The following is a 21,121-nucleotide window of genomic DNA, read 5'->3' on the forward strand; positions in this document are numbered from 1 at the left end:
ATTAGTTATCGAAATTATTTCACCGGGACAAACTTTTGGGGAATTAGCTGCTAAGGCGAGAGATTATTTGAATGCGGGAGTGTTGCGAGTTTGGGTGGTAGATAGTCAAGCGAGAAGCATTACAGTTTTTTATCCAGATGCGCCGCCGCCGACTTATATGGGAGATACGATATTAACTGATTCTCTGTTTGAGAGTTTGGAAATTACGGCACAGCAGGTTTTTCAATTGGCAAGAATACCAGGTTGAAGCAACTGGGTCAGAATCGACTGGCATAATCTCGGTTAGAATAGAAACATTTCTGCGGCTAGTCAGTCATTGCATACAAACGAAGGTGGGAACTATGAACAAAATTAAGTTGCTATTGCTTGCTTGCTCTTGGATCTTGGGCGCTATGCTGATTTTGGCACATCCTGCATCTGCTGCGATCGCTCACCCACTAACACCCCAACTTTTATCGACGCCAGCTATCCAAACTATCCCAGTATCCTTTGGCAAAAACCATTCGGAAAATTCCCTAGCGATGTTAACCGCCAAAGACAAAATTAATTCTATCCATCAATCTGGCTGCGGTTGTGCTAACTGCCAAAAGGGTTTTGAGCAACTGCAAGGTCGCCTTCCCCAACCCAATTTTTGATTTTAGATTTTGGATTTTAGATTTTAGATTTAATATCATGTGCGATCGCATCGCAGGAGCATATTTAATGGTGTTGTAGGGGCGGGTTTATAGGGGTTTGCAACTTGGTGAAATACAGCCCTTGTGGGTTTGTTTGTGTAGCGGCAGCATTAATGCTGCCGCTACACAAACAAAGTCCGCAAGACAAGGACTATTAACTCAAGCAAAATAAAGTGTATTCTATGAAGTCGCTTTCCCGCTATAAACCCGCCCCGTCCGTGCGATGCCCTTTTCGCTCCTATTGAAACGAGCATAATTTTATTTAATTTTTAATTTATTCAGCAGTCGCACAATTCTTGCAGAATTATGGGCGACTTCGGGTCGCGTCAAAATTCCTTGAGCGGGGCTAAACAGCAGCGTTAAGATAAATAAGACGGAAACTACTAACACAATTGCTGCCCCTGATGGCACGTTTAAGTAGTAGCTAATATACATTCCAGCCACGCTACTAATAATCCCAATAACTGCTCCCAATCCCATCATTTGATGCAGTTCTTTAACTAATAAATAAGCTGTAATTCCGGGACCGATTAGCAGCGAAACGACCAACACTACTCCCACTGCTTGCATACTGGCAACGATGGTAAGGGTAATGGCAGAAATTAGACCGATATGAATTAAATTTACGGGTAATCCCATTGCTTGAGCTGCTAGCGGATCGAAAGTGTAAAACAATAATTCTTTATAAAATAACTGGACAAAAATTAAGACACAGATGGTGATAGTGAAAGTGCGACTCACATCCGCCGCCGTGACTTCTAAAATATCCCCAAACAGAAAACTATGTAAGTCTAGTTTGCTTTTGAGCAAGGTAATCAGCATAATTCCTAATGCTAAAAAACCTGAAAAAACCAACGCCATTGCTGCATCGACTTTGACGCGCGATTGGGAATCAATCCCAGCAATGACGAGACTACTAATGATACCTGAGACAAATGCTCCTACGAAAATATCCAGACCGAAAAAGAAAGCGATCGCCAGTCCCGGTAAAACTGCATGGGCTATCACATCTCCTAATAAACTCATGCGTTGTACGATCAAATATGTGCCAACTACTGCACACAAAATACCCAGCATAATTGCGGTCACAATTGCGTGACGCATAAATTCAAAAGTTAAAGGTTCAAGTAAGAAATTTATCATTTGTGAATTGCTAATTGCTAATTGCTAATTGGTAATTGCTAATTGCTAATTGCTATATTTCCCCGCGCTGGAGGAGAATTACGCTGTCTCCATAGGCTTTTTGGATATTGGTGGCTGTAATTACTTCGTTGCGGGAACCGTTGGCGATTAATTGTTTGTTCAGTAATAGAAAGCGGTCGTATTTTCTGGTGGTTTCGCCTAAATCGTGACCGACTACCAACAAAATTTTACCTTGAGATTTCAGGTCTTCAAATACTTCAAAAATTATCGCTTCGGTTTTTTTATCCACGCCTACGAACGGTTCGTCAAAGAAAAATAACTCCGCTTCTTGAGCTAGCGATCGCGCTAAAAATACCCGCTGCTGCTGTCCTCCCGATAACTCTCCGATTTGACGCTCTCTCAATGACCACATCCCGACTCTTTCTAGCGCTGCTTTAACTATTTCTTTAGATTGACGGCTGTGGGAACGAAACCATCCCGTATGGCGAGTACGCGCCATCAGCACTACATTCCATACCGTTGTCGGATAATCCCAATCAATTTGACTCCGCTGGGGGACGTAAGCGACTTGTTTTAGCTGCTCTTTTAAAGCGCGGGAACGATACCTGATAATGCCGCTTTCTGATGGAATTAAGCCCAGAATCGCCTTTACCATTGTACTTTTGCCCGCGCCATTCGGCCCAATTATCCCAACAATTTGTCCCGGTTCTAAGCAAAAACTCACATCTGCGATCGCTGAAATTCCCCGGTAGTTGACAGCCAGATGTTCCACCTCTAACATAAAATTATTATTATGAGAATCATTCTCATATTTAAACATAAAACTTCAGCCACAGGATTAAAGAAATGTTAAAAAATCTGGCAAGTAAAAGGATTGCTAGTATTGCGATCGCTATCGGTTTAGTGGGGTGCAGTGCGCCATCGAACCCCAACCCTCAGACAGGGAATGGAAATCGCCCCTTAGTCATCGCCACCCACAGCGTTTTGTGCGACTTAACCAAACAAATTGCCGCCGACGCAGTTGACGTCAAATGCTTGATTCAACCGGGTGCTGACCCTCACGTATACCAAGCGACGCCCGAAGACCGCAAAGCGATCGAACAAGCCAAATTAATTTTATATGGCGGGTACAACTTTGAACCCAGCTTGATCAGATTAATTCAAGCGACATCGAATCCGGCACCCAAAGTTGCGGTCGATGAACTTGCGGTTCCCAACCCGCAAAAATTTGAAGAAGACGGCGAAACCGTAACCGATCCGCACGTTTGGCACAATGCCCAAAATGGGATTCAAATGGCAAAAGTGATAAGCGATCGCTTGTCAAAATTACAACCAGAAAAGGCAAAATTTTACGCAGAAAACACCCAAAAGATTACCGGCGAACTCACGCAAATAGACACTTGGATTAAATCGCAAATTGCCACAATTCCACCAGAATCGCGTAAATTAGTCACCACCCACGATGCATTAGGTTACTACTCCAAAGCTTATGGAATTCCAGTCATCGGGGCGCTAGAAGGAATTAGCACTGAAGAAGCACCTACAGCAGCAAGAGTCAGCGCATTGGTAAAAGATATCAAACAAGCAAAAGTTCCGACTATTTTTGCCGAAGCAACCCTGAACCCCAAGCTGATACAATCGGTGGCAAGAGAAGCGCAGGTTAAAGTTTCAGACCAAGAATTGTACACCGACGGTTTGGGAGAAACAGGTAGCGAAGGTGAAACATACCAGAAAATGCTAACCGCCAATACCTGCGCCATTGTGGATGGATTGGGAGGAAAGTGTACGCCGCTAAACTAAGTCGCTTAAAAATCCCGGTTTCTTAAACAATACCTTCGCCAAAATCCGACACCCTTAAGGGTGTCGCTATTGCATTCAAAGGCTGCCTCCGCAGCCTGTAAGAATTCTAGCCTGCTAAGCTACGGCTTTGTTTGTGTAGCCACATGCTTTCTTCTTGTGGGCGTTTCAGAGAATTGGCGAAGGTATTATTAAAGAAACCGGGATTTTGTAGTACAGCCGCGTGAGGGAAAGCATTATCGATTGGTTTGTGTAGCGGCACCCTTAAGGGTGCCGCTACACAAACTTTCGGCGTACCTCATCCGACTGAAATCCGCTGTAAAAAGCCCGGTTTCTTCAAGAAACCCGGATTTTTTAGTCGAGGGTATGGCGAGGGTAGCTTTACCCCCCTAAATTATTGTAATATGATATTGATTCTCATTGTAAGAACCGAGGCATAGATCGTGGTACGTGCCGATACAACCGATTTCGTTCCCGTTACAGTTCTGACTGGTTACCTGGGCGCGGGTAAGACTACCCTGCTTAATCGCATCCTCACCTACGAACATGGAAAGAAAGTAGCCGTCATTGTTAACGAGTTTGGAGAAGTTGGGATTGATAACCAACTGATTATTAACGCCGATGAAGAAATCTTTGAGATGAATAACGGCTGCATCTGCTGCACCGTGAGGGGCGATCTGATGCGGATTATCAGCAACTTGATGAAACGGCGGAACAAGTTCGACCACCTGGTAATAGAAACTACCGGACTTGCCGATCCAGCCCCCGTAATTCAGACTTTCTTTGTCGATGAAGATATGCGGGATAAATTATCCCTGGATGCAGTAGTAACGGTAGTGGATGCCAAGCATATTTGGCAGCATTGGGATGCAGATGAAGCTCAGGAACAAATTGCCTTTGCCGATGTAATTTTGATCAATAAAACTGACTTGGTGACGCCAGAAGAGTTAGAAGATCTAGAAAAGCGCATTCGGGCGATGAATGCAATGGCGAAAATCTACCGCACCCGCAACTCGGAATTAGGAATGGATGCGCTGTTGGGAGTGAAAGCATTTGACTTGAGTCGCGCCTTGGAAATTGACCCGGAATTTTTGGGGGAAAATGCACACGAACACGATGAAACAGTCGGTTCGATTGCGATTGTAGAATCCGGCGCATTAGATGGAGAAAAATTAAATTATTGGCTGGGAGAACTGTTGCGAAATCAAGGGCAAGATATCTTCCGGATGAAAGGAATTCTCAACATTGCCGGAGAAAACCAGCGGTTTGTGTTTCAAGGCGTTCACATGCTGTTTGATGGCAAACCGGATCGCGACTGGAAACCAGAAGAAACGCGGAAAAATGAGTTAGTATTTATTGGTAGAAATCTGGATGAAGCCAAACTAAAAGAGGATTTTAGAGCGTGTTTGGTATAAAGGGTGGGAAAAAATTATTTGACCGACCTTGGCAAGGAACGCTCTCAGATTACGTGACGGCTGTGGCTTGGTCACCAAATGGTTTGACCTTAGCCGCAGCCTCCGGTTCTGGGGAGATAGTGCTGTGGAAGGAAGGCAATTTAACTGCATTGCAAAATGCTCAGGAACAGTCAATAGACTGCATCGGGTTTTCGTTTGATGGGCAATATTTTGCAGCGGGGGGACAGGATGGACGGGTAAAAATTTGGCGGTTGAAATTATCAGAAGCTGAATTAATTACCACGTTAGAAAATGCACCCGCTTGGGTGGATCGTTTGGCTTGGAATCCTACCCGAAACGAACTAGCTTTTAGTATGGGTAAATATCTCCAAGTGTGGGATGCAGATGCTTCTCAAGTAGCAGTAACGCTTAACTTTGAAGCGTCTTCAGTTTTAGATATGGGTTGGCGTCCGAATGGGGAAAACCTTGCTGTGGCTGGAAATCAAGGGGTGAAGGTTTGGAATGCTTTGGACTGGGATGAAGATCCGGAAATTTTAGAAGTAGCTGCTGCTAGTTTAGCGATCGCATGGTCAAATGACAGCAAATACATCGCCTCCGCCAACTTAGATCGCACCCTTACAGTTTGGGAATGGGGTAACCCTAGTCCCTGGTTAATGCGCGGTTTTCCAGGTAAATTACACAATTTATCTTGGTCAAATATCAATACGCATTTGGGAGTTCCCCTGCTAGCTTCATCTTGTGCGGATAGCGTTGTGGTGTGGGAAAAAGACGCAGATGAAACAATGGGTTGGCAAGGTCGTATATTGAATGGACATGGAGGGATTGTGTGTGGGATCGCATTCCAACCCGGAAGCTTTCTCCTCGCCTCCGCCGCCGATGATGGTTTTGTTGGTTTGTGGCAAAAAGCCAAACAAATCGCTCAAACCCTCACAGGCGCACCAGATGGTTTTTCCTGCATTGCTTGGCATCCCCAAGGTCATAAACTCGCCGCCGGAGGACAAAACGGAGAATTATTCATTTGGTCACAAAGTACAACTGGTAAGGGATTTAGTGGTCGCTAATCGCGATTAAAAAACAAACATTCTAGCGACTAACGCAAGTTGCTAATTGCTAATTGCTAATTGCTAATAGTTAATTGCTAATATAGGGTTTTTAATGACATTAGCCATTAGCTGCTATGTATGAGATAACTAGCAACTTGATTTACTAGCCAGTTATAAGCTGCGGGAGCATTTAAATCCAATAAAGAGGCGGGCAAGTCTGCCCACCCCACAAGAAGAAGAGAAAATTTGACTCTCAAATTAGGTGCGTAGCAGCTTATCATCTCCGGTTGCATCTGAATTACTGCGCGTATGGGCAATTAGCAATTAGCAATTAGCAATTAGCAATTAGCAATTAGCAATTAGCAATTAGCAATTAGCAATTAGCAATTAGCAATTAGCAAGAAAGGCCAATCATTCCGATGCAACCGGATTTGATCTAACGACAATATTGACATTAACGCAGAGGTTTTCTATGTTAATAGGTTGCGAAATATCTAGGGGTTTAATCTGCCCATATAGGTTTTGAATTTTTTCGTAGAACTGCTGGCTTACTTTTTCGACCAAAGCGTCAATATCCGCAGTTAGGGGATCGTTGTTTTTAGTTATCGAAGATGGGTGGGGTAAATCTGCGATCGCTTCCCAGTCTAAGTGCAATGCCACGCAAATTTATTCAAAAAAGAAAGATGCTGCTGTAATGGCTTCATCCGGTAAGCGAGAATGGGCTGTTTGGCACAGCGAAGAACTTGATGAAGGATGTTCCCTCTAGTAGGGAATGTCTGTAGATGCAAGAATCCCCGTCGATTTATCGCGGGGAGTGTCAAACACAATATAAGCCGATGACAGACATGCTTTATCGATAGGAAGTAATATTTAATACTAAATGAACTACCCGCCCATTAGTTCCTAGCGCTCGTGACAGCATCACCTTGGCTGCGGCTTCGGTGCCTGTGGAGATGGGATCGGCTAAAATTTTGTTTCGCTCTGAATGCGGAATTGAGCGATCGCCGAGTGAAGTACCTTGATATTAGATGCTTGGAGCGATCGCTAACATTACCATGCCAAACAAAAAAGAAAACCCTGGCTGTGGATGTGCTAATATTCCAATTTCATTCCTCGTAGTTTTGTTAGGTCTTGGTTATTGGGGTTTTACCAATCTAGCTAGACTAAATATCGGCAAACTTCTACCTGAAAGCGTCAGTAAATTTCTGCCTATTAATCAACAACAACCTGCGCCAAATTTTACTCCTGCACCCCAGCATCCCGTAGCAGTTGCCAATGATGCTCCTCGGCAAGTGATGCCAACTGAAACACCAAAAACCAAACCACAAACTTCACCTTCACCTGTCACCCCCGCTCCCTCGACATCACCTCAAACTGAAACACCAAAAACCAAACCAGAAGCTTCACCTTCACCTGTTACCCCTGCTCCCTCGGCATCACCTAAAACTCCTTGGGAGCAAAAACAAATCAGGGGAATATACTTAAGTCGCTATCAAGTGACGAATAATGCTAGCGAACAAACAATTCGCGAACGAGTTCGTTACTATCGCAAACAAGGCATAAATACAATTATTCATGGCGTTTGGGGCAATGGCTGCACGATGTATAACAGCGAAGTGATGCAGCAAACATTCGGATTCAAAAGTTGCCCCAACCAATTTCAAGAGCAATGGTTAGATTGGCTGATTGATGAGGCACACAAGCAAGGAATGCAAGTACACGCCTATTTTGAGAAAGGCATTAAAATCGATAAAAATAGTCCGATTTTTGACACAGCAATTGCTAAAAAATGGGTTGTGCCTGGAGTCGATAGAACCTATCCTGGGATCGAGCATTACGTACTAGATGTTGAGATTCCAGAAGTTGCCGATCTATTCAAAAAAATCTCAGTCGAGTTCGTCAAAAAGTATCCCAAGATCGATGCAGTTCAGTGGGATGATTACCTGGGTTATCATGCTGAATTACCCGGAAAAGTCGATCGAACTACCCATTTAACTAATTTTGTGCAACAAATGAGAGCGGATATCAAAAAAGTGAATCCGAGGGTTAGCTTCGATCTTTGCCATCACAATCCTTATTGGGGTAAGCGTTATTTTGCCGCTGATTGGGCAAATTGGAATGTTGACCGAGCTTTCATTCAGATTTATAACGATGCTAATTTTAAACAAGAGCTAGAGTATGCGATCAATTATCATGGGGTTGCCATTTCAGATCAACAGTTAAATCGCTTACCAGAACTGATTGGCAATCCCAAAATTCAGAGTATTTTAGTGTTTCCTTCCGATGGAAAACCAGAACAGACTGCTGCTGCGGTCAAAAAGCTTATTTCCTCAAATAACTAATAACTTAATTTGCTAGTTATAAACTTCGGCGTTGCTAACTGCTAATAGCTAATTGCTAACTGCTAATTGCTAATATAGGATTTTTACTAGCATTAGCCATTAGCCATTAGCCATTAGCTATTAGCCATTAGCCATTAGCTATTAGCCATTAGCTATTAGCTGCTATGCATGAGATAACTAGCAACTTAAGTTATTATCTATGACCCAGGCGACTCAGGTGTTGGTGTTGATTCAGGCGCAGCGGTGGGTTCGGGTTCCGGTGCAGGTCGGGATCTGTAGTAGGGAACTGTTTGCACACCGCGCTCTGATTTAGGCTCAGTTTTTGGTTCAGGTTCAGTTTTTGGTTCAGGTTCAGTTTTTGGTTCAGGTTCAGTTCTTGGTTCAGGTTCAGTTTTTGGTTCAGGTTCAGTTCTTGGTTCAGGTTCAGGTCTTGGTTTAGCTTTGTAGTAGGGAACTGTTTTCGGGTCGGGACCTGGTGTAGCCTCACCAGTTGCTTCAGGCTGTGGTTTAGTCTCAGCAGTTGGTTGTGGTTCTGGTGTAACCTCAGCGGTTGGTTTTGGCTGGGATCTGAGTGGTCGCGGAACAGTTTGTATATTCGGTTCTGGTTGAGTAACAGTAATCGGGTTAGGTTGTCGCCTTCGTCGTGGAGGTGCAATTTCGGGTTGGGATTGCGGTTGAGAAACAGTTGTAGGTGCGGTTTCTGGTTTAGACTCTGGTTCAGGTTTTTGTATTTTCTCGATTAAAAATTGTGCGTCTTTGTAGCATCCTTGATTTCCTTGTTCCAGGCAGAGTTTTGCAGTTTTCTGAAAGTCTTCAATAGCCGATTGTTTTTCGCCCAGTGCGCGGTGAGCTAAACCCCGATTGTAGTAAGCTAAAGAATTATTCGGTTTAATTTGAATTACTTGGTTGGCATCTTTCAGTGCTTCTTGATACTTGCCGAGTTTGCGATACAAATTGCTCCGGTTAATATAGGCTCTGGTATCGTTGGGAGCGAGGTTAATTGCCTGGGTATAATCTTCGATTGCTCCCAGTCTATCTCCCAAGTCTTCGCGAGCCAAACCTCGGCTGATATAGGCTAAAGAAAGTTTAGGATTAATCTGAATTGCTTGAGAGGAATCTGCAATCGATTTTTGTTTATCGCCGAGACTATAGTAAGTACTTGCCCGATTGACGTAAGTAAAAGCATTGGCAGGATCGATGCGAATGGCTTGGGTGCAATCTTCAATCGATGCTTGATAATTTTTTAAATTACCTTGAGCAGCGCAACGACGTCTGTAAGCATCGGCATAGTTGGGATTAATCCGAATTGCTTGAGTAGAATCTTCAATTGCTCCTTGATAATCTGCCAGGTGAAAGCGAGCATCGGCTCGTTCGTAGTAGGCTTGGGCGTAATTGGGATTGAGTTGAATTGCTTGGTTAAACTGTGCAATAGCTGCTTGCTTGTCGCCGGTTTTAGCCTTTTCCAGCCCTTGATTGTAGAATGCAATCGCTCGACTTTGAGGCATCTGGCTGTAAACAACTCCCGCCAATCCACCTACCACAATTAAAGCTGCACTTGCTGCTAAAATCCCCCGCCGCTTTTTCTGAGGCTGATTCTGCTCGTTATTCTGGATATTTTGGATAGAAGAAATCCTCGTTGAAGGCTGAGGCGAATTAAGAGACATCGCACCAATTTTTTCCAAATCAGCTAGCACTTCCGTTGCCGATTGGTAGCGCTGAAGATAGCCCGGTCGCACCATTTTATCGATGACATCTGCTAATTCTGCACTTACCTGTCCTCGGTGGCGCCAGACGACTTCACCCGTATTGGGATTGTTAGGATCTCGCAGTTTGCTTAACTCATTTGTGGCTAATCCTAAAAGTGCTTGAATAGCGAGCATTCCCAGGGCATAAATATCGCTATTAAATTGGGGCTGACCGTGAAATTGTTCGATTGGCATATAGCCAGGAGTGCCGATTACAACCGTTTGAATGATTTGTCCCCGCGCAATTTGAGTGCCGATTTCTTTCACCGCCCCAAAATCAATCAAAAATATTTTTTCGTCTGATTCGCGCCGCATTAAATTAGCCGGTTTAATGTCCCGGTGGATAACTCCCTCTCCGTGGACAAAGACCAAAATCTGCAACACTTCTGTTAACAGATTGATAACTCGGTCTTCACTCCAACATTGACCGGGCAAAATCTCCTGGGTTAAAGCATGACCGGGAATGAATTGTTGAACTAAATAGAATTCTTGGTTTTCTTCTAAGTCAGCTAGTAAGGTAGGAATTTGCTCGTGCTGACCTAACTTTTCTAGAATTTCTGCTTCTGTTTTAAATAAGCGGCGCGCAGTTTGCAACCCTTGAGGGTTGTTGCTGAGGTAGCGCAGTTGCTTCACCACGCAGGAGGGATGACCCGGACGTTTGATATCTTGGGCTAAAAAAGTTTGCCCAAATGCGCCTGCACCCAAAACTCGAACAATTTGGTAACGCCCATCTACAAGTTGACCAATCACGATCCTGTCCCAACCGTTTTTTGCTATATTCCACAGCTTGGACTTGTTTTCCGGATATTTTTACAGCGTTTTGCCACAGAATCGGACTGACGCAGCTGGCAGATTAAATCGGGTTTGTAGTAGCGCTTTAGCGCCATTTTTAGCCCCAAGAGTTTTGCCACAGAATCAAACTGACGCAGCTGGCAGATTAAATCGGGTTTGTAGTAGCGCTTTAGCGCCATTTTTAGCGCTTTAGCGCTACTACGAACTTCAAAAACAACACAGGTGGTGTGACACTTGCGTAATGTCTTACAGAATAGAATACACAAGAGTAGGGGCACGGCATCACCAACATAGACGATCCTAGAAACCGGGTTTCTGCAAACAAACCCGGTTTCTTTGCGCCCAAGAAGATCAAAGAAACCGGGTTTCTGCAAACAAACCCGGTTTCTTTGCGCCCACGAAGATCAAAGAAACCGGGTTTCTGCAAACAAACCCGGTTTCTTTGCGCCCACGAAGATCAAAGAAACCCGGTTTCTGCAAACAAACCCGGTTTCTTTGCGCCCACGAAGATCAAAGAAACCCGGTTTCTTGGTGCGATCGTTCCCAAACCAACGATTTTTCATAGAAACCGGGTTTGTGCAAACAAACCCGGTTTCTTTGCGTACCCCTACACAATATCTCGCCAAGTCGTGTCAGTGCATCCAGACTGCGCTAGGGTAGGGATTGAGATAAACTTTTCACTATGTTACCTTCCAAACGGCCCGTCGTATTCTTGAGTGCGATCGCTTTGCTGCTAACCTCGCTGACTGCTTGCGCCAACAGTCCAAATAGCAAAAATTTGGAACAGTCTTTAGCGGCAGATCCTCAGTTGCAAGAAAACCCGGTTACTTTGGGTCAACCAGTAACCAATACAAATCCCCAGCAGAACGAAACGCAAGTTCAATTACCAGGTGATTTTCCCTCAGAAATTCCGCGCTATCCCGATGCGACGTTAAAGGAAGTGACCCAACAGGATGCTTCCCAATTAACGCGCTGGACTAGCGGCGATCCTACCAATATCGTGCAAGGTTTCTATCAAAAGGAATTTCAAAATAACAACTGGGAAATTGTCAGCCAACCCACTGCTGAAACAAGTTCATTGGTAGCGCGTCGCAATGACTTGCAAGTGACAGTAAATATTCGACCCGCACCAACTAATGTCGCGACGCCTTCACCCAATCAAACTACTGCAAACCAAACCCCCAGCGCCGCCACAGAATTTACTATTACATATACCCGCAACAGTAGCGTGACAACGACTGCAACGCCGCAACCTTCCCCATCTCCAGAGGTTGCTAAAGATCCAACTCCATCCCCCGAACCAGTCACTTCTACTAATACAGAAGCGCAAGTTTTTACTGATATTAATAACGCGCCCAAAGAGTTGCGTACCTACATTACAGACTTGGCACAATTGGGTGTATTAACTCCTAACCCAGCAGCAAAAACTAATACTTCTACTTCTAGCAACGAATTTGCGCCCAATAACCTTATCAGTCGCCGCGATTATGCCAGTTGGTTAGTTGCTACAAATAATCGCATGTATGCCAATAATCCGGCGAAACAAATTCGGTTGGCAAATTCATCTTCTCAACCTGCATTTCAAGATGTGCCTCCCACTCACCCCAACTTCGGCGCAATTCAAGGATTAGCTGAAGCGGGTTTAATTCCCAGTCCTTTATCTGGAGATAGTACCGCTGTATTGTTTCGTCCTGGCGCGCCTTTGACGCGGGAACAAATGATGCTTTGGAAAGTACCTTTAGATACTCGCCAATCTTTACCCAATGCTTCAGTTGAAGCTGTGAAACAAACTTGGGGTTTCCAAGATGCCGGTAAAATTGACCCGAAAGCGTTAAGGGCAGTTTTGGCAGATCACCAAAATGCAGATGTATCAAATATCCGCCGAGTTTTTGGTTTTACTACTTTATTTCAACCTAAAAAACCAGTGACTCGCGCCGAAGCAGCGGCGACGCTTTGGTATTTTGGCACCCAAGGGGAAGGAGTATCGGCAAAAGAGGCGTTGCAATTAAAGCCACAGTCTAATTAGCTCAAGAAACCCGGTTTTTTGCAAAAAACTGGGTTTCTGTAGCCAAATCTAACCCTTAAGGTAGTTGCTAGTCTACTATAGTTGTATTAGTGTAAACAAGACACCATGAAAATAATAGCAATGCCAAACCGGAGATGGCTATTCTTTGTTCTATTTTGCATCGCCTTTTTGTTGATCGCCGCCTGCTTGGGACATATTAGTGGCGTCATCGCACAACCAGGAAGTGCGAGGCAAAAATTAGTCATGGTGACATCGGCGGACTATCCCCCCTATGAATTTAGAGATACCGCCAGCGGCAAAGATGATATTATCGGCTTTGATGTGGATATTGCTAAATATATTACCAACCAACTCGGCTACGATTTGGAAATAAAAGATACAGATTTTAGCGGCATTATTCCCGCCTTGCAGTCAAGACGCGCTGACTTTGCAATGGCGGGGATGACTCCGACGGAAGAACGCAAAAAAAATGTAGATTTTTCCGATATTTATTACGAAGCTAAAAATACAATTGTTACCCGAAAAGGCAGCAATCTGAAAACGCTGGCAGATTTGGCAGGAAAAAAGGTCGGCGTCCAGTTAGGATCGACGCAAGAAAAAACAGCTAAAGAATTTAAAAATGTCCAACTTGTAGCGCTGAATAAAACCGGCGATTTGATCCAAGAAGTGAAGGCAAGGCGGATCGATGCAGCGGTAATTGAAGATACAATTGCTAAAGGATTTATCGCCAATAACCCGGATTTGCAATTTAGTACAATTCCGAGTAAACCTGAAGAAGCTGGTAGCGCGATCGCTTTCCCCAAAAATTCTCCTTTAGTCGATGATTTCAACCGCGTTTTAGCCGAAATGAAACAAAGCGGCGAAATCGAAAGGTTAATCAAAAAATGGTTTGAAAATCAAGGCAAAACCTCACCCACCACCAGTCCCAATGTCTTACCTTTCGCCAAAATAGCGCCCCGCATTCCTTTCATCCTGCAAGGCATATTAGTAACTTTACAATTCACCGCAATTTCCTTAATTTGTGGCTTCATCTGGGGAACGATTTTATCCTTGTTTAAAATCTCATCTAACAAGTTTTTGTTTTGGTTTGGCACCGTTTACACTTCGATATTTCGAGGTACGCCCCTGTTGTTGCAAATTGCGTTAGTATATTACGCAACGCCGCAATTAACTGGTTACAATATTCCGGCATTATTAGCAGGGGTAATTACATTTACCCTCAACTCCGGGGCATACGTTTCAGAAACCATCCGCGCCGGTATTTTGGCAATTGATAAAGGTCAGCGGGAAGCAGCTTTATCTTTAGGCATTCCCTACAGACCGATGATGGCAGATATTATTTTACCCCAGGCATTTAAAAATATTCTGCCTGCGCTGGTGAATGAAACAATTGCATTGCTTAAAGATTCATCTTTGGTGTCAGTGATTGGGGTGACTGACTTGTTACGTCGCGCCCAAATTGTCGGGGCAGAACAATATATTTACTTTGAACCCCTACTATTTGCCGGAGCAATTTATTATGTAATGGTCATGGTTTTAACTTGGAGTGGTTATGTACTCGAACGAAGATTACAACGCAGCAGTTAAAGTGGAAAACCTGCATAAAGACTTTGGCAACCTCAAAGTTTTGTCAGGCATTTCCACGGGAATTAAACAGGGGGAAGTTGTGGCAATTATCGGACCTTCGGGGTCGGGTAAGTCAACTTTCTTGCGGTGCATGAATTTACTGGAAATGCCAACGGCGGGAAAAATTTACATTCAAGGTGCAGATATTACCGCGCCGAAAACCGATATTATGAAAGTGCGTCAAAATATCGGCATGGTATTTCAGCATTTCCATTTGTTCCCCCACATGACGGTGCTGAAAAATGTGATGTATGCCCCAGTTAAAGTGAAGAAAGTGCCAAAAGAAACAGCGCAGCGGGAAGGCATGGCACTGCTAGAAAAAGTGGGATTATCTCAAAAAGCAAATGTTTATCCGGCGCAATTATCGGGGGGACAGAAACAACGGGTAGCGATCGCGCGCAGTCTGGCGATGAAACCGGATATTATGTTATTCGACGAACCCACCTCCGCCCTCGACCCGGAAATGGTGAACGAAGTGCTAGAAGTCATGAAAGACCTGACCCAAACTGGCATTACAATGGCAATTGTCACCCACGAAATGGGGTTTGCGCGGGAAGTCGCCCACCGGATTTTATTCCTAGACCAAGGACAACTGGCGGAAGATTCCCCGCCCAGGGAATTCTTTAGCAATCCGAAATGCGATCGCGCCAAGCAATTCTTAGAAAAAATGCTTTGACAGTTGACAGTTGACAGTTGACAGTTGACAAAAGGTAGGAAACAGATACTCGATCGCTTGCGCTTACTGTGGGAGGATGCCAAAATCAGAGGCAGCAGCTAAGTATCTCCAGAGCAGTTTAATGATGGTAGATATCGCAATTGCCGCGATTTCCAGTTTTCGCATTTGGGACAACCGGGATTGGGAGTATGAATACTGGTCTACCGGCTGTGAAGAACTTTTTGGCTATACGGTTCAAGAATTAATGGCAGACAAAAACCTGTGGTTGTCGCAGGTTGTCCCAGAAGATCGGGAAACGATCGTCATACCGATGTTTGATGCGTTTTTTGCCAAACGCAACGCTACCGGCGAGTATCGCTTCAATCACAAAGATGGTTCTGTCCGTTGGATTTCCAGCAACTATGCCTGTCAAAAGATTGAAGGTAACTCTTGGACGATCGCAGGCGTACATCAGGATATCAGCGATACTGCTACCGCAACGCTGCGCGATCGCAAACAAGCAGAAGCAGAAGCGCGCCAAACGGAAGCCGAATTCCGTGCCATGTTTAACCTGATCGGCGTCGGCATGGCGCAAGTGGGTATCAAAACCCGTCGCATCCTGCGCGCCAACGCAGCCTTTTGCCAAATTACCGGATACAGCGAAGCCGAATTGCTCGCCCTCACCGTTGATGACTTGAACCATCCTGAAGATTGCGATCTGCTACATAGGGATAGCTACCAGTCAGAAAAACGCTATCTGCGGAAAGACGGTAGCGCCATCGATGTAGAAGTGACGGTGTCTGCTTTTATGGACGCAGGTAAGCAGTTTAACCTGGTGCTGATTAAAGATATCACCGAAGTCAAGCGCCTGGAAGCCTTGCGCCAGCAAGCCGAAACCGCTGTGCAGCAGTCCCATCAGCAGATGCTCGCGATTTGGGAAAGCATCACCGATGCTTACACAATGCTCGATCTGGAGTGGCGGATAGTCTATGCCAATCGCACCTCAATGGGTATGTTGTGCCAATTGGCGAATCTGGAACCGGAAGAGATCCTGGGTAAAACCCATTGGGAATTGTTTCCCTGGACAGTCGGACACACCATTGAGCGAGAATATCGACGAGCGATGGCTCAACAGGTGCCGGTGCATTTAGAAGTTCTATACGAACCAAGTGGGAATTGGTTTGAAATTCATGCCTATCCCTCACCAGTGGGATTAGGACTTTACTTTAGGGATATTAGCGATCGCAAGCAATTAGAAATCGCGCTTCAAACCAGTGAAGAAAAGTTGCGTCTCGCCCTCGATTTAAACACCATCGGCATCTGGGAATGGAATATTGCGACGGGAGTTGTGTTCTGGAACGCCAGTCACTACACCGTATTGGGCTATCAGCCAGGGGAATTTGAACCGAGTTATCAACGCTGGCGCGATCGCGTTCATCCCGAAGATATTGAGTTCGCCGAACAAAGGATTATCCAAGCTTTAGAAACTCACACCGATTATGAAGCAGAGTTGCGGTTGCTTTTAGATGATGGCAGCATTCGCTGGCTGCATAGCAAAGGGCGAGCTATTTACGACGAGGAAGCAAAGTCCCTGCGGATGATTGGGGTTGAGTACGATATCACCGATCGCAAACAAGCCGAAGCAGCACTGCGCGAAAACGAACAACTGCTGCGCTTAGGATTGGCGGGTGCCCAAGCAGGCTCGTGGGATTGGGAACTAGCAACGGGTAAACTCACCTGGTCGCCAGAGATGTATCATCTGTACGGCCTCGATCGCGATCGCATCGATCCGGCTAGCGATCCGGTACAGTACGACATTTGGTACAACAACTATTTGCACCCAGACGATCGCCAAAGAGTGAGCGATTATTTAGCGTCAGTCTGGGAGCAACGCCTGTCTGAGATCCAAATAGAACATCGCATCTTTCACCCCGAACGTGGCTTTCGTTGGTTGTTCGGTTTGGGTCGCCTGACGGTAAACGACCGAGGTGAACCAGTGCGATTCAACGGCATTACCCTGGATATTAGCGATCGCAAACAAACAGAACTCGCCTTGCAGGAAAGCGAACAAAGGTTAAGTTTGTTTGTCAAATGTGCGCCCGTCAGCGTTGCCATGTTTGACCACAAGATGAATTACATCGCCGTCAGCCAACGTTGGGTAGATATTTATCATCTGGGTTCGATCCCAGAGGTAATCGGGCGTTCTCACTACGAACTGCTGCCAACAATTCCCGATCGTTGGCGACTGGTGCATCAACAAGGTTTAGAGGGTTTCATTCAAAGATGCGATGAAGATAGCTTTACCCTGCCCGATGGATCGTTGCAATGGTTGAGATGGGAAGTTCAACCCTGGGAAATGGCGAGTGGGGAAGTGGGCGGGATTCTAATCTTTGTCGAAGATATTACCGATCGCAAACAAGCCGAGTTAATGCGCCAGCAGCAAATCGAACGAGAACAAGCGATCGCCGACATTGCTCAGGATATTCGGCGATCGCTCGATCTCAACGAGGTATTATCCCGCACCGTGGAACGAGTCAGACACTTGCTCAATACAGATCGGGTAATTATCTTTCGCTTTCGCCCCGATTGGCAGGGGGACGTTGTCGTGGAATCGGTGGGGGCAGAGTGGGTATCGATCCTTTCTACAACCATCTTCGATCCTTGTTTTGAAGAACACTACATCGAACCCTATCGTCAAGGGCAAATTTCTAGCATGTCCGATATCGACGCAGAACACCTAGAACCCTGTTACGTTGAGTTGCTCAAACCGTTTCAGGTCAAAGCCAATCTAGTCATTCCTCTTTTACCAGGCGAACAATTATGGGGTCTGTTAATTGCCCATCAATGTTCGGCTCCCCGACAATGGCAGAATGCAGAAATTGAGTTATTAAAACAACTGGCAAATCAAGTTAGCATTGCCATCCAACAATCAGAACTGTATCAAAAAATCCGCGAACAAGCAGCTTTAATTGATATCGCTACCGACGCCATTTTTGTTAGAGATTTAGACAACAACATCTTATTTTGGAATCAAGGATCCGAACGTTTATATGGCTGGACAGCAGCAGAAGTATTGGGGAAAACCGCTAATGAATTGTTTAACGAAGAATCTACATCTCAACTAGCAGAAAACCTGCAAATCGCTGGAGAAAAAGGCTTGTGGCAAGGCGAACTCGAACAAGTCACCAAATCGGGTAAAGAAATTAGGGTAGCGAGTCGGTGGACGCTGGTGCGCGATGAATCCGGACAGACCAAATTTATTCTTGTAGTCAACAGCGATATCACCGAGAAGAAACAACTGGAGAAGCAGTTCTACCGCGCCCAACGCTTAGAAAGCATCGGCACTTTGGCTAGCGGCATTGCTCACGATCTCAACAATATCTTGACCCCCATTCTGACTGTTTCTCACTTGCTACCGCTCAAATTCCGCGATCTCGACGAACAGACGAAACAAATGTTAGAAATACTCGAATCCAGTGCTAATCGCGGAGCAAGTTTAGTGAAGCAAGTTCTTTCTTTCAGTCGAGGACAAGAAGGCCAGCGCGTAATTCTGCAAATCAAACACTTGCTCTCGGAAGTTATTAACATTGCCAACCGCACATTTTCCAAATCTATCCAAATCTCTGCCAATATTCCCAGGATGGAACTGTGGACAATCTCGGCTGATGCTACCCAAATCCATCAAGTATTGATGAATTTGATCGTCAACGCCCGCGATGCTATGCCCAATGGCGGGAGTTTAACTATTTCGGCAGAAAATCGCTATCTAGATGAAAATTATGCCGCTATTAATTTGGAGGCTCAGGTAGGTTTCTACGTCATTGTTAGCATTTCTGATACAGGAATGGGCATTCCACCCGAACTATTAGAGCGAATTTTTGATCCCTTTTTCACCACCAAGGAAGTCGGTCAAGGAACGGGATTGGGACTAGCAACTGTAATGGGAATTGTGAAAAACCACGGCGGTTTTGTCAGAGTTTATAGCGAGATGGGAAATGGTACGCAATTCCAGGTTTATTTACCAGCATCTGAGGAAAGACTTAGCCAGCCTATCCTAGAAGAGAAACTGCCAATAGGTAATGGTGAGTTAATTTTGATTGTCGATGATGAAGCTACTATTCGACAAATTGCTAAAACTTCTCTGGAAAAATACAATTACACAACGCTCTTCGCTAGCGATGGCATTGAAGCGCTTGCCCTCTATGCCCAACACCAAAAGGAAATCAGCGTAGTTTTAATTGATATGATGATGCCCAATCTGGATGGATTAACTACTATCCGCGCTATGCAAATAATGAATCCCCAGGTGAGGGCGATCGCCACCAGCGGACTTGCTGCTAATAGTCAACTAGCTTTATCGGTTAATGTCAAGACATTCTTGTTAAAACCTTACACCCTCGAGGAGCTATTAAATGCGTTACATGAGGCGATCTCAACCACAAATTCACAGACCGATTAAGAGCATCATAAAAAAACCTTACCCCCTAATTGCGTAGGGACACAGATAACTTTGATCGTGCCCTGTCCCGGCTTCTAATTATGGGTAATCGACCGGATATCATATGAGTGATATGATGTCCGCTAGCTTAGGTTGTGTATAATTTTTGACGGGAGTTGGGGCGGGTAATACCTGCCCATTCTGGAAAATCACGAGAAATTTTTTAAACCCGCTAGCTTAGGTTGTGTATAATTTTTGACGGGAGTACTTGCGGGTAATACCTGCCCATTCTGGAAAATCACGAGAAATTTTTTAAACCCGCCCCGACGTGCAGCACGCGAACGGACAAGATATGATACCAAATCCGGGTTAACTACCCCCTTTATGCCAAACGACGCGCATTCGCGGCTATACAAACAAAGCAAGGCGTAGCGGGCTATAAAATAAAGGGGGTTTAGAACCCGGATTTGGTATGAGAAGGGAGTAGATTGGGTTAAAGTACGAAACCAAACTTGAGCTTGCCTTGAGTAATTCATAGAAAAAAGGTTGTAATTATGGCTGAAATAGAACTTTACAGTGCAACGGTTTGCCCCTATGCCCATCGTACCAGACTAGCGCTGCTGGAAAAAAACGTAGACTTTCAGCTAACCGAAATAGACTTAGAAAATAAGCCAGATTGGTTTACTGCTATCTCGCCTTATGGCAAAGTTCCAGTTATTAAACACGGCAATAACATTGTCTGGGAATCAACGATTATCAACGAATATTTGGATGAAGTTTTCCCGGAAAAACCATTGATGCCAACGGATGCGGGTCAGAAAGCGATCGCGCGCATCTGGATTGACTTTGCCAATACTAAATTCAACCCCACTTTCTACAAATTACTCCTGGCGCCAACCCCAGAAAACCAACAAGAATGGGCGCAAGAATTAGGCCATCATTTACTATTTATGGAACGAGAAGGCATTGGCAAACTATCCAACAATGGCGCTTATTGGTTGGGTGAATCTCTCAGTCTGGTAGATTTAGCATTTTACCCTTGGTTTGAAAGATTTCCCATCTTAGAACATTATCGCGGCTTTACCTTACCATCCGAATGCGTGCGACTTCAGCAGTGGTGGGAAGCAATGAATGCCCTTGAATCTGTAGAATCAATTAAACATCCGACAGACTTCTATATCCAACAATATATCAAGTACGCCAACAACACAGCTTCCGGCATCACCGCGAAGGAAATGCGACAAAATTAAATTCGCCACACCAACCATATTGCAGGAATGTAGGAATGTAGGAATGTAGGAATGTAGGGTGCGTTAGCGAAAGCGTAACGCACCATCTACCATCACCAGATTGCAGGAATGTAGGAATGTAGGGTGCGTTAGCGAAAGCGTAACGCACCATCTACCATCACCAGATTGCAGGAAT

At 44.9% G+C, this 21,121-nt stretch carries 16 protein-coding genes; 11 read left to right on the forward strand and 5 right to left on the reverse strand.

The annotated features are described in order from the left end of the window. Both ACE1CM_RS17550 and ACE1CM_RS17555 read left to right on the forward strand, forming a co-directional pair. Window positions 1–247, forward strand: a 247-nt coding sequence (locus tag ACE1CM_RS17550; RefSeq protein ID WP_374878822.1) for a Uma2 family endonuclease, incomplete at its 5' end; no start/stop codon positions are given. Window positions 248–341: 94 nt separating this feature from the next. Further along, window positions 342–635: a hypothetical protein gene (locus tag ACE1CM_RS17555; protein ID WP_374878823.1), complete on the forward strand. Its 294-nt coding sequence runs from the start codon at window positions 342–344 to the stop codon at window positions 633–635. 297 nt (window positions 636–932) lie between these two features. On the opposite strand, the gene ACE1CM_RS17560 is transcribed toward ACE1CM_RS17555, so the two are convergent. Both ACE1CM_RS17560 and ACE1CM_RS17565 read right to left on the reverse strand, forming a co-directional pair. Continuing rightward, the gene (locus ACE1CM_RS17560; RefSeq protein WP_374878824.1) at window positions 933–1,817 is read right to left on the reverse strand and encodes a metal ABC transporter permease; all 885 of its coding nucleotides are present in this window, start codon (window positions 1,815–1,817) and stop codon (window positions 933–935) included. A 52-nt stretch (window positions 1,818–1,869) separates the two neighbouring features. Next, window positions 1,870–2,598 (reverse strand): metal ABC transporter ATP-binding protein, encoded by a 729-nt coding sequence (locus tag ACE1CM_RS17565; protein ID WP_374878847.1) that lies wholly within the window; start codon window positions 2,596–2,598, stop codon window positions 1,870–1,872. Between the two features lie 65 nt (window positions 2,599–2,663). On the opposite strand from ACE1CM_RS17565, the gene ACE1CM_RS17570 reads away from it, so the two are divergent. The 3 genes from ACE1CM_RS17570 (at window position 2,664) to ACE1CM_RS17580 (ending at window position 6,090) form a co-directional block, all read left to right on the forward strand. Then, entirely contained in the window at window positions 2,664–3,617 is a 954-nt protein-coding gene (locus ACE1CM_RS17570) for a metal ABC transporter solute-binding protein, Zn/Mn family (RefSeq protein WP_374878826.1), read from the forward strand. A gap of 440 nt (window positions 3,618–4,057) precedes the next feature. Then, the gene (locus ACE1CM_RS17575) at window positions 4,058–5,029 is read left to right on the forward strand and encodes a CobW family GTP-binding protein (RefSeq protein ID WP_374878828.1); all 972 of its coding nucleotides are present in this window, start codon (window positions 4,058–4,060) and stop codon (window positions 5,027–5,029) included. Next, a complete protein-coding gene (locus ACE1CM_RS17580; RefSeq protein WP_374878830.1) occupies window positions 5,017–6,090 on the forward strand; it encodes a WD40 repeat domain-containing protein in 1,074 nt (357 codons plus the stop codon). The genes ACE1CM_RS17575 and ACE1CM_RS17580 overlap by 13 nt, the downstream gene beginning before the upstream one ends. Before the next feature lie 393 nt (window positions 6,091–6,483). Here the strand turns inward: ACE1CM_RS17580 and ACE1CM_RS17585 are convergent, their stop codons facing one another. Continuing rightward, the gene (locus tag ACE1CM_RS17585) at window positions 6,484–6,732 is read right to left on the reverse strand and encodes a hypothetical protein (RefSeq protein ID WP_374878832.1); all 249 of its coding nucleotides are present in this window, start codon (window positions 6,730–6,732) and stop codon (window positions 6,484–6,486) included. Window positions 6,733–7,127: 395 nt separating this feature from the next. Between ACE1CM_RS17585 and ACE1CM_RS17590 the strand changes: the two genes are divergently transcribed. Then, entirely contained in the window at window positions 7,128–8,414 is a 1,287-nt protein-coding gene (locus tag ACE1CM_RS17590; protein ID WP_374878834.1) for a family 10 glycosylhydrolase, read from the forward strand. A gap of 197 nt (window positions 8,415–8,611) precedes the next feature. Here ACE1CM_RS17590 and ACE1CM_RS17595 read toward each other — a convergent pair whose 3' ends face one another. Together ACE1CM_RS17595 and ACE1CM_RS17600 are read right to left on the reverse strand one after the other, a co-directional pair. Then, window positions 8,612–10,909: a tetratricopeptide repeat protein gene (locus ACE1CM_RS17595; protein WP_374878836.1), complete on the reverse strand. Its 2,298-nt coding sequence runs from the start codon at window positions 10,907–10,909 to the stop codon at window positions 8,612–8,614. A 23-nt stretch (window positions 10,910–10,932) separates the two neighbouring features. Then, complete coding sequence (locus ACE1CM_RS17600) at window positions 10,933–11,130, reverse strand: hypothetical protein (RefSeq protein WP_374878837.1); 198 nt, start codon at window positions 11,128–11,130, stop codon at window positions 10,933–10,935. A gap of 503 nt (window positions 11,131–11,633) precedes the next feature. Between ACE1CM_RS17600 and ACE1CM_RS17605 the strand changes: the two genes are divergently transcribed. From ACE1CM_RS17605 to ACE1CM_RS17625, 5 genes are all read left to right on the forward strand, one after another. Then, window positions 11,634–12,977, forward strand: coding sequence for an S-layer homology domain-containing protein (locus ACE1CM_RS17605; RefSeq protein WP_374878838.1), 1,344 nt, complete (start codon window positions 11,634–11,636; stop codon window positions 12,975–12,977). 105 nt (window positions 12,978–13,082) lie between these two features. Then, the gene (locus ACE1CM_RS17610; RefSeq protein WP_374878839.1) at window positions 13,083–14,564 is read left to right on the forward strand and encodes an ABC transporter substrate-binding protein/permease; all 1,482 of its coding nucleotides are present in this window, start codon (window positions 13,083–13,085) and stop codon (window positions 14,562–14,564) included. Further along, window positions 14,530–15,279 (forward strand): amino acid ABC transporter ATP-binding protein, encoded by a 750-nt coding sequence (locus ACE1CM_RS17615; protein ID WP_374878841.1) that lies wholly within the window; start codon window positions 14,530–14,532, stop codon window positions 15,277–15,279. Before ACE1CM_RS17610 ends, ACE1CM_RS17615 begins: the two co-directional genes overlap by 35 nt. Before the next feature lie 76 nt (window positions 15,280–15,355). Beyond that, entirely contained in the window at window positions 15,356–19,717 is a 4,362-nt protein-coding gene (locus ACE1CM_RS17620; RefSeq protein WP_374878843.1) for a PAS domain S-box protein, read from the forward strand. A gap of 533 nt (window positions 19,718–20,250) precedes the next feature. Beyond that, the gene (locus ACE1CM_RS17625) at window positions 20,251–20,946 is read left to right on the forward strand and encodes a glutathione S-transferase family protein (RefSeq protein WP_374878845.1); all 696 of its coding nucleotides are present in this window, start codon (window positions 20,251–20,253) and stop codon (window positions 20,944–20,946) included. Window positions 20,947–21,121 lie beyond the last annotated feature (175 nt).

Origin of the sequence: Microseira sp. BLCC-F43, assembly GCF_041929235.1 — a bacterium.
Classification (GTDB): domain Bacteria; phylum Cyanobacteriota; class Cyanobacteriia; order Cyanobacteriales; family Aerosakkonemataceae; genus Microseira.

What these genes read in the sequence shown, in the direction of transcription:
- ACE1CM_RS17560 (WP_374878824.1), bottom strand. Translation starts at nt 1,817, where the DNA reads ATGATAAATTTCTTACTTGAACCTTTAACTTTTGAATTTATGCGTCAC.
- ACE1CM_RS17570 (WP_374878826.1), top strand. Translation starts at nt 2,664, where the DNA reads ATGTTAAAAAATCTGGCAAGTAAAAGGATTGCTAGTATTGCGATCGCT.
- ACE1CM_RS17555 (WP_374878823.1), top strand. Translation starts at nt 342, where the DNA reads ATGAACAAAATTAAGTTGCTATTGCTTGCTTGCTCTTGGATCTTGGGC.
- ACE1CM_RS17610 (WP_374878839.1), top strand. Translation starts at nt 13,083, where the DNA reads ATGAAAATAATAGCAATGCCAAACCGGAGATGGCTATTCTTTGTTCTA.
- ACE1CM_RS17620 (WP_374878843.1), top strand. Translation starts at nt 15,356, where the DNA reads ATGCCAAAATCAGAGGCAGCAGCTAAGTATCTCCAGAGCAGTTTAATG.
- ACE1CM_RS17605 (WP_374878838.1), top strand. Translation starts at nt 11,634, where the DNA reads ATGTTACCTTCCAAACGGCCCGTCGTATTCTTGAGTGCGATCGCTTTG.
- ACE1CM_RS17600 (WP_374878837.1), bottom strand. Translation starts at nt 11,130, where the DNA reads ATGGCGCTAAAGCGCTACTACAAACCCGATTTAATCTGCCAGCTGCGT.
- ACE1CM_RS17565 (WP_374878847.1), bottom strand. Translation starts at nt 2,598, where the DNA reads ATGTTAGAGGTGGAACATCTGGCTGTCAACTACCGGGGAATTTCAGCG.
- ACE1CM_RS17615 (WP_374878841.1), top strand. Translation starts at nt 14,530, where the DNA reads ATGTACTCGAACGAAGATTACAACGCAGCAGTTAAAGTGGAAAACCTG.
- ACE1CM_RS17625 (WP_374878845.1), top strand. Translation starts at nt 20,251, where the DNA reads ATGGCTGAAATAGAACTTTACAGTGCAACGGTTTGCCCCTATGCCCAT.
- ACE1CM_RS17590 (WP_374878834.1), top strand. Translation starts at nt 7,128, where the DNA reads ATGCCAAACAAAAAAGAAAACCCTGGCTGTGGATGTGCTAATATTCCA.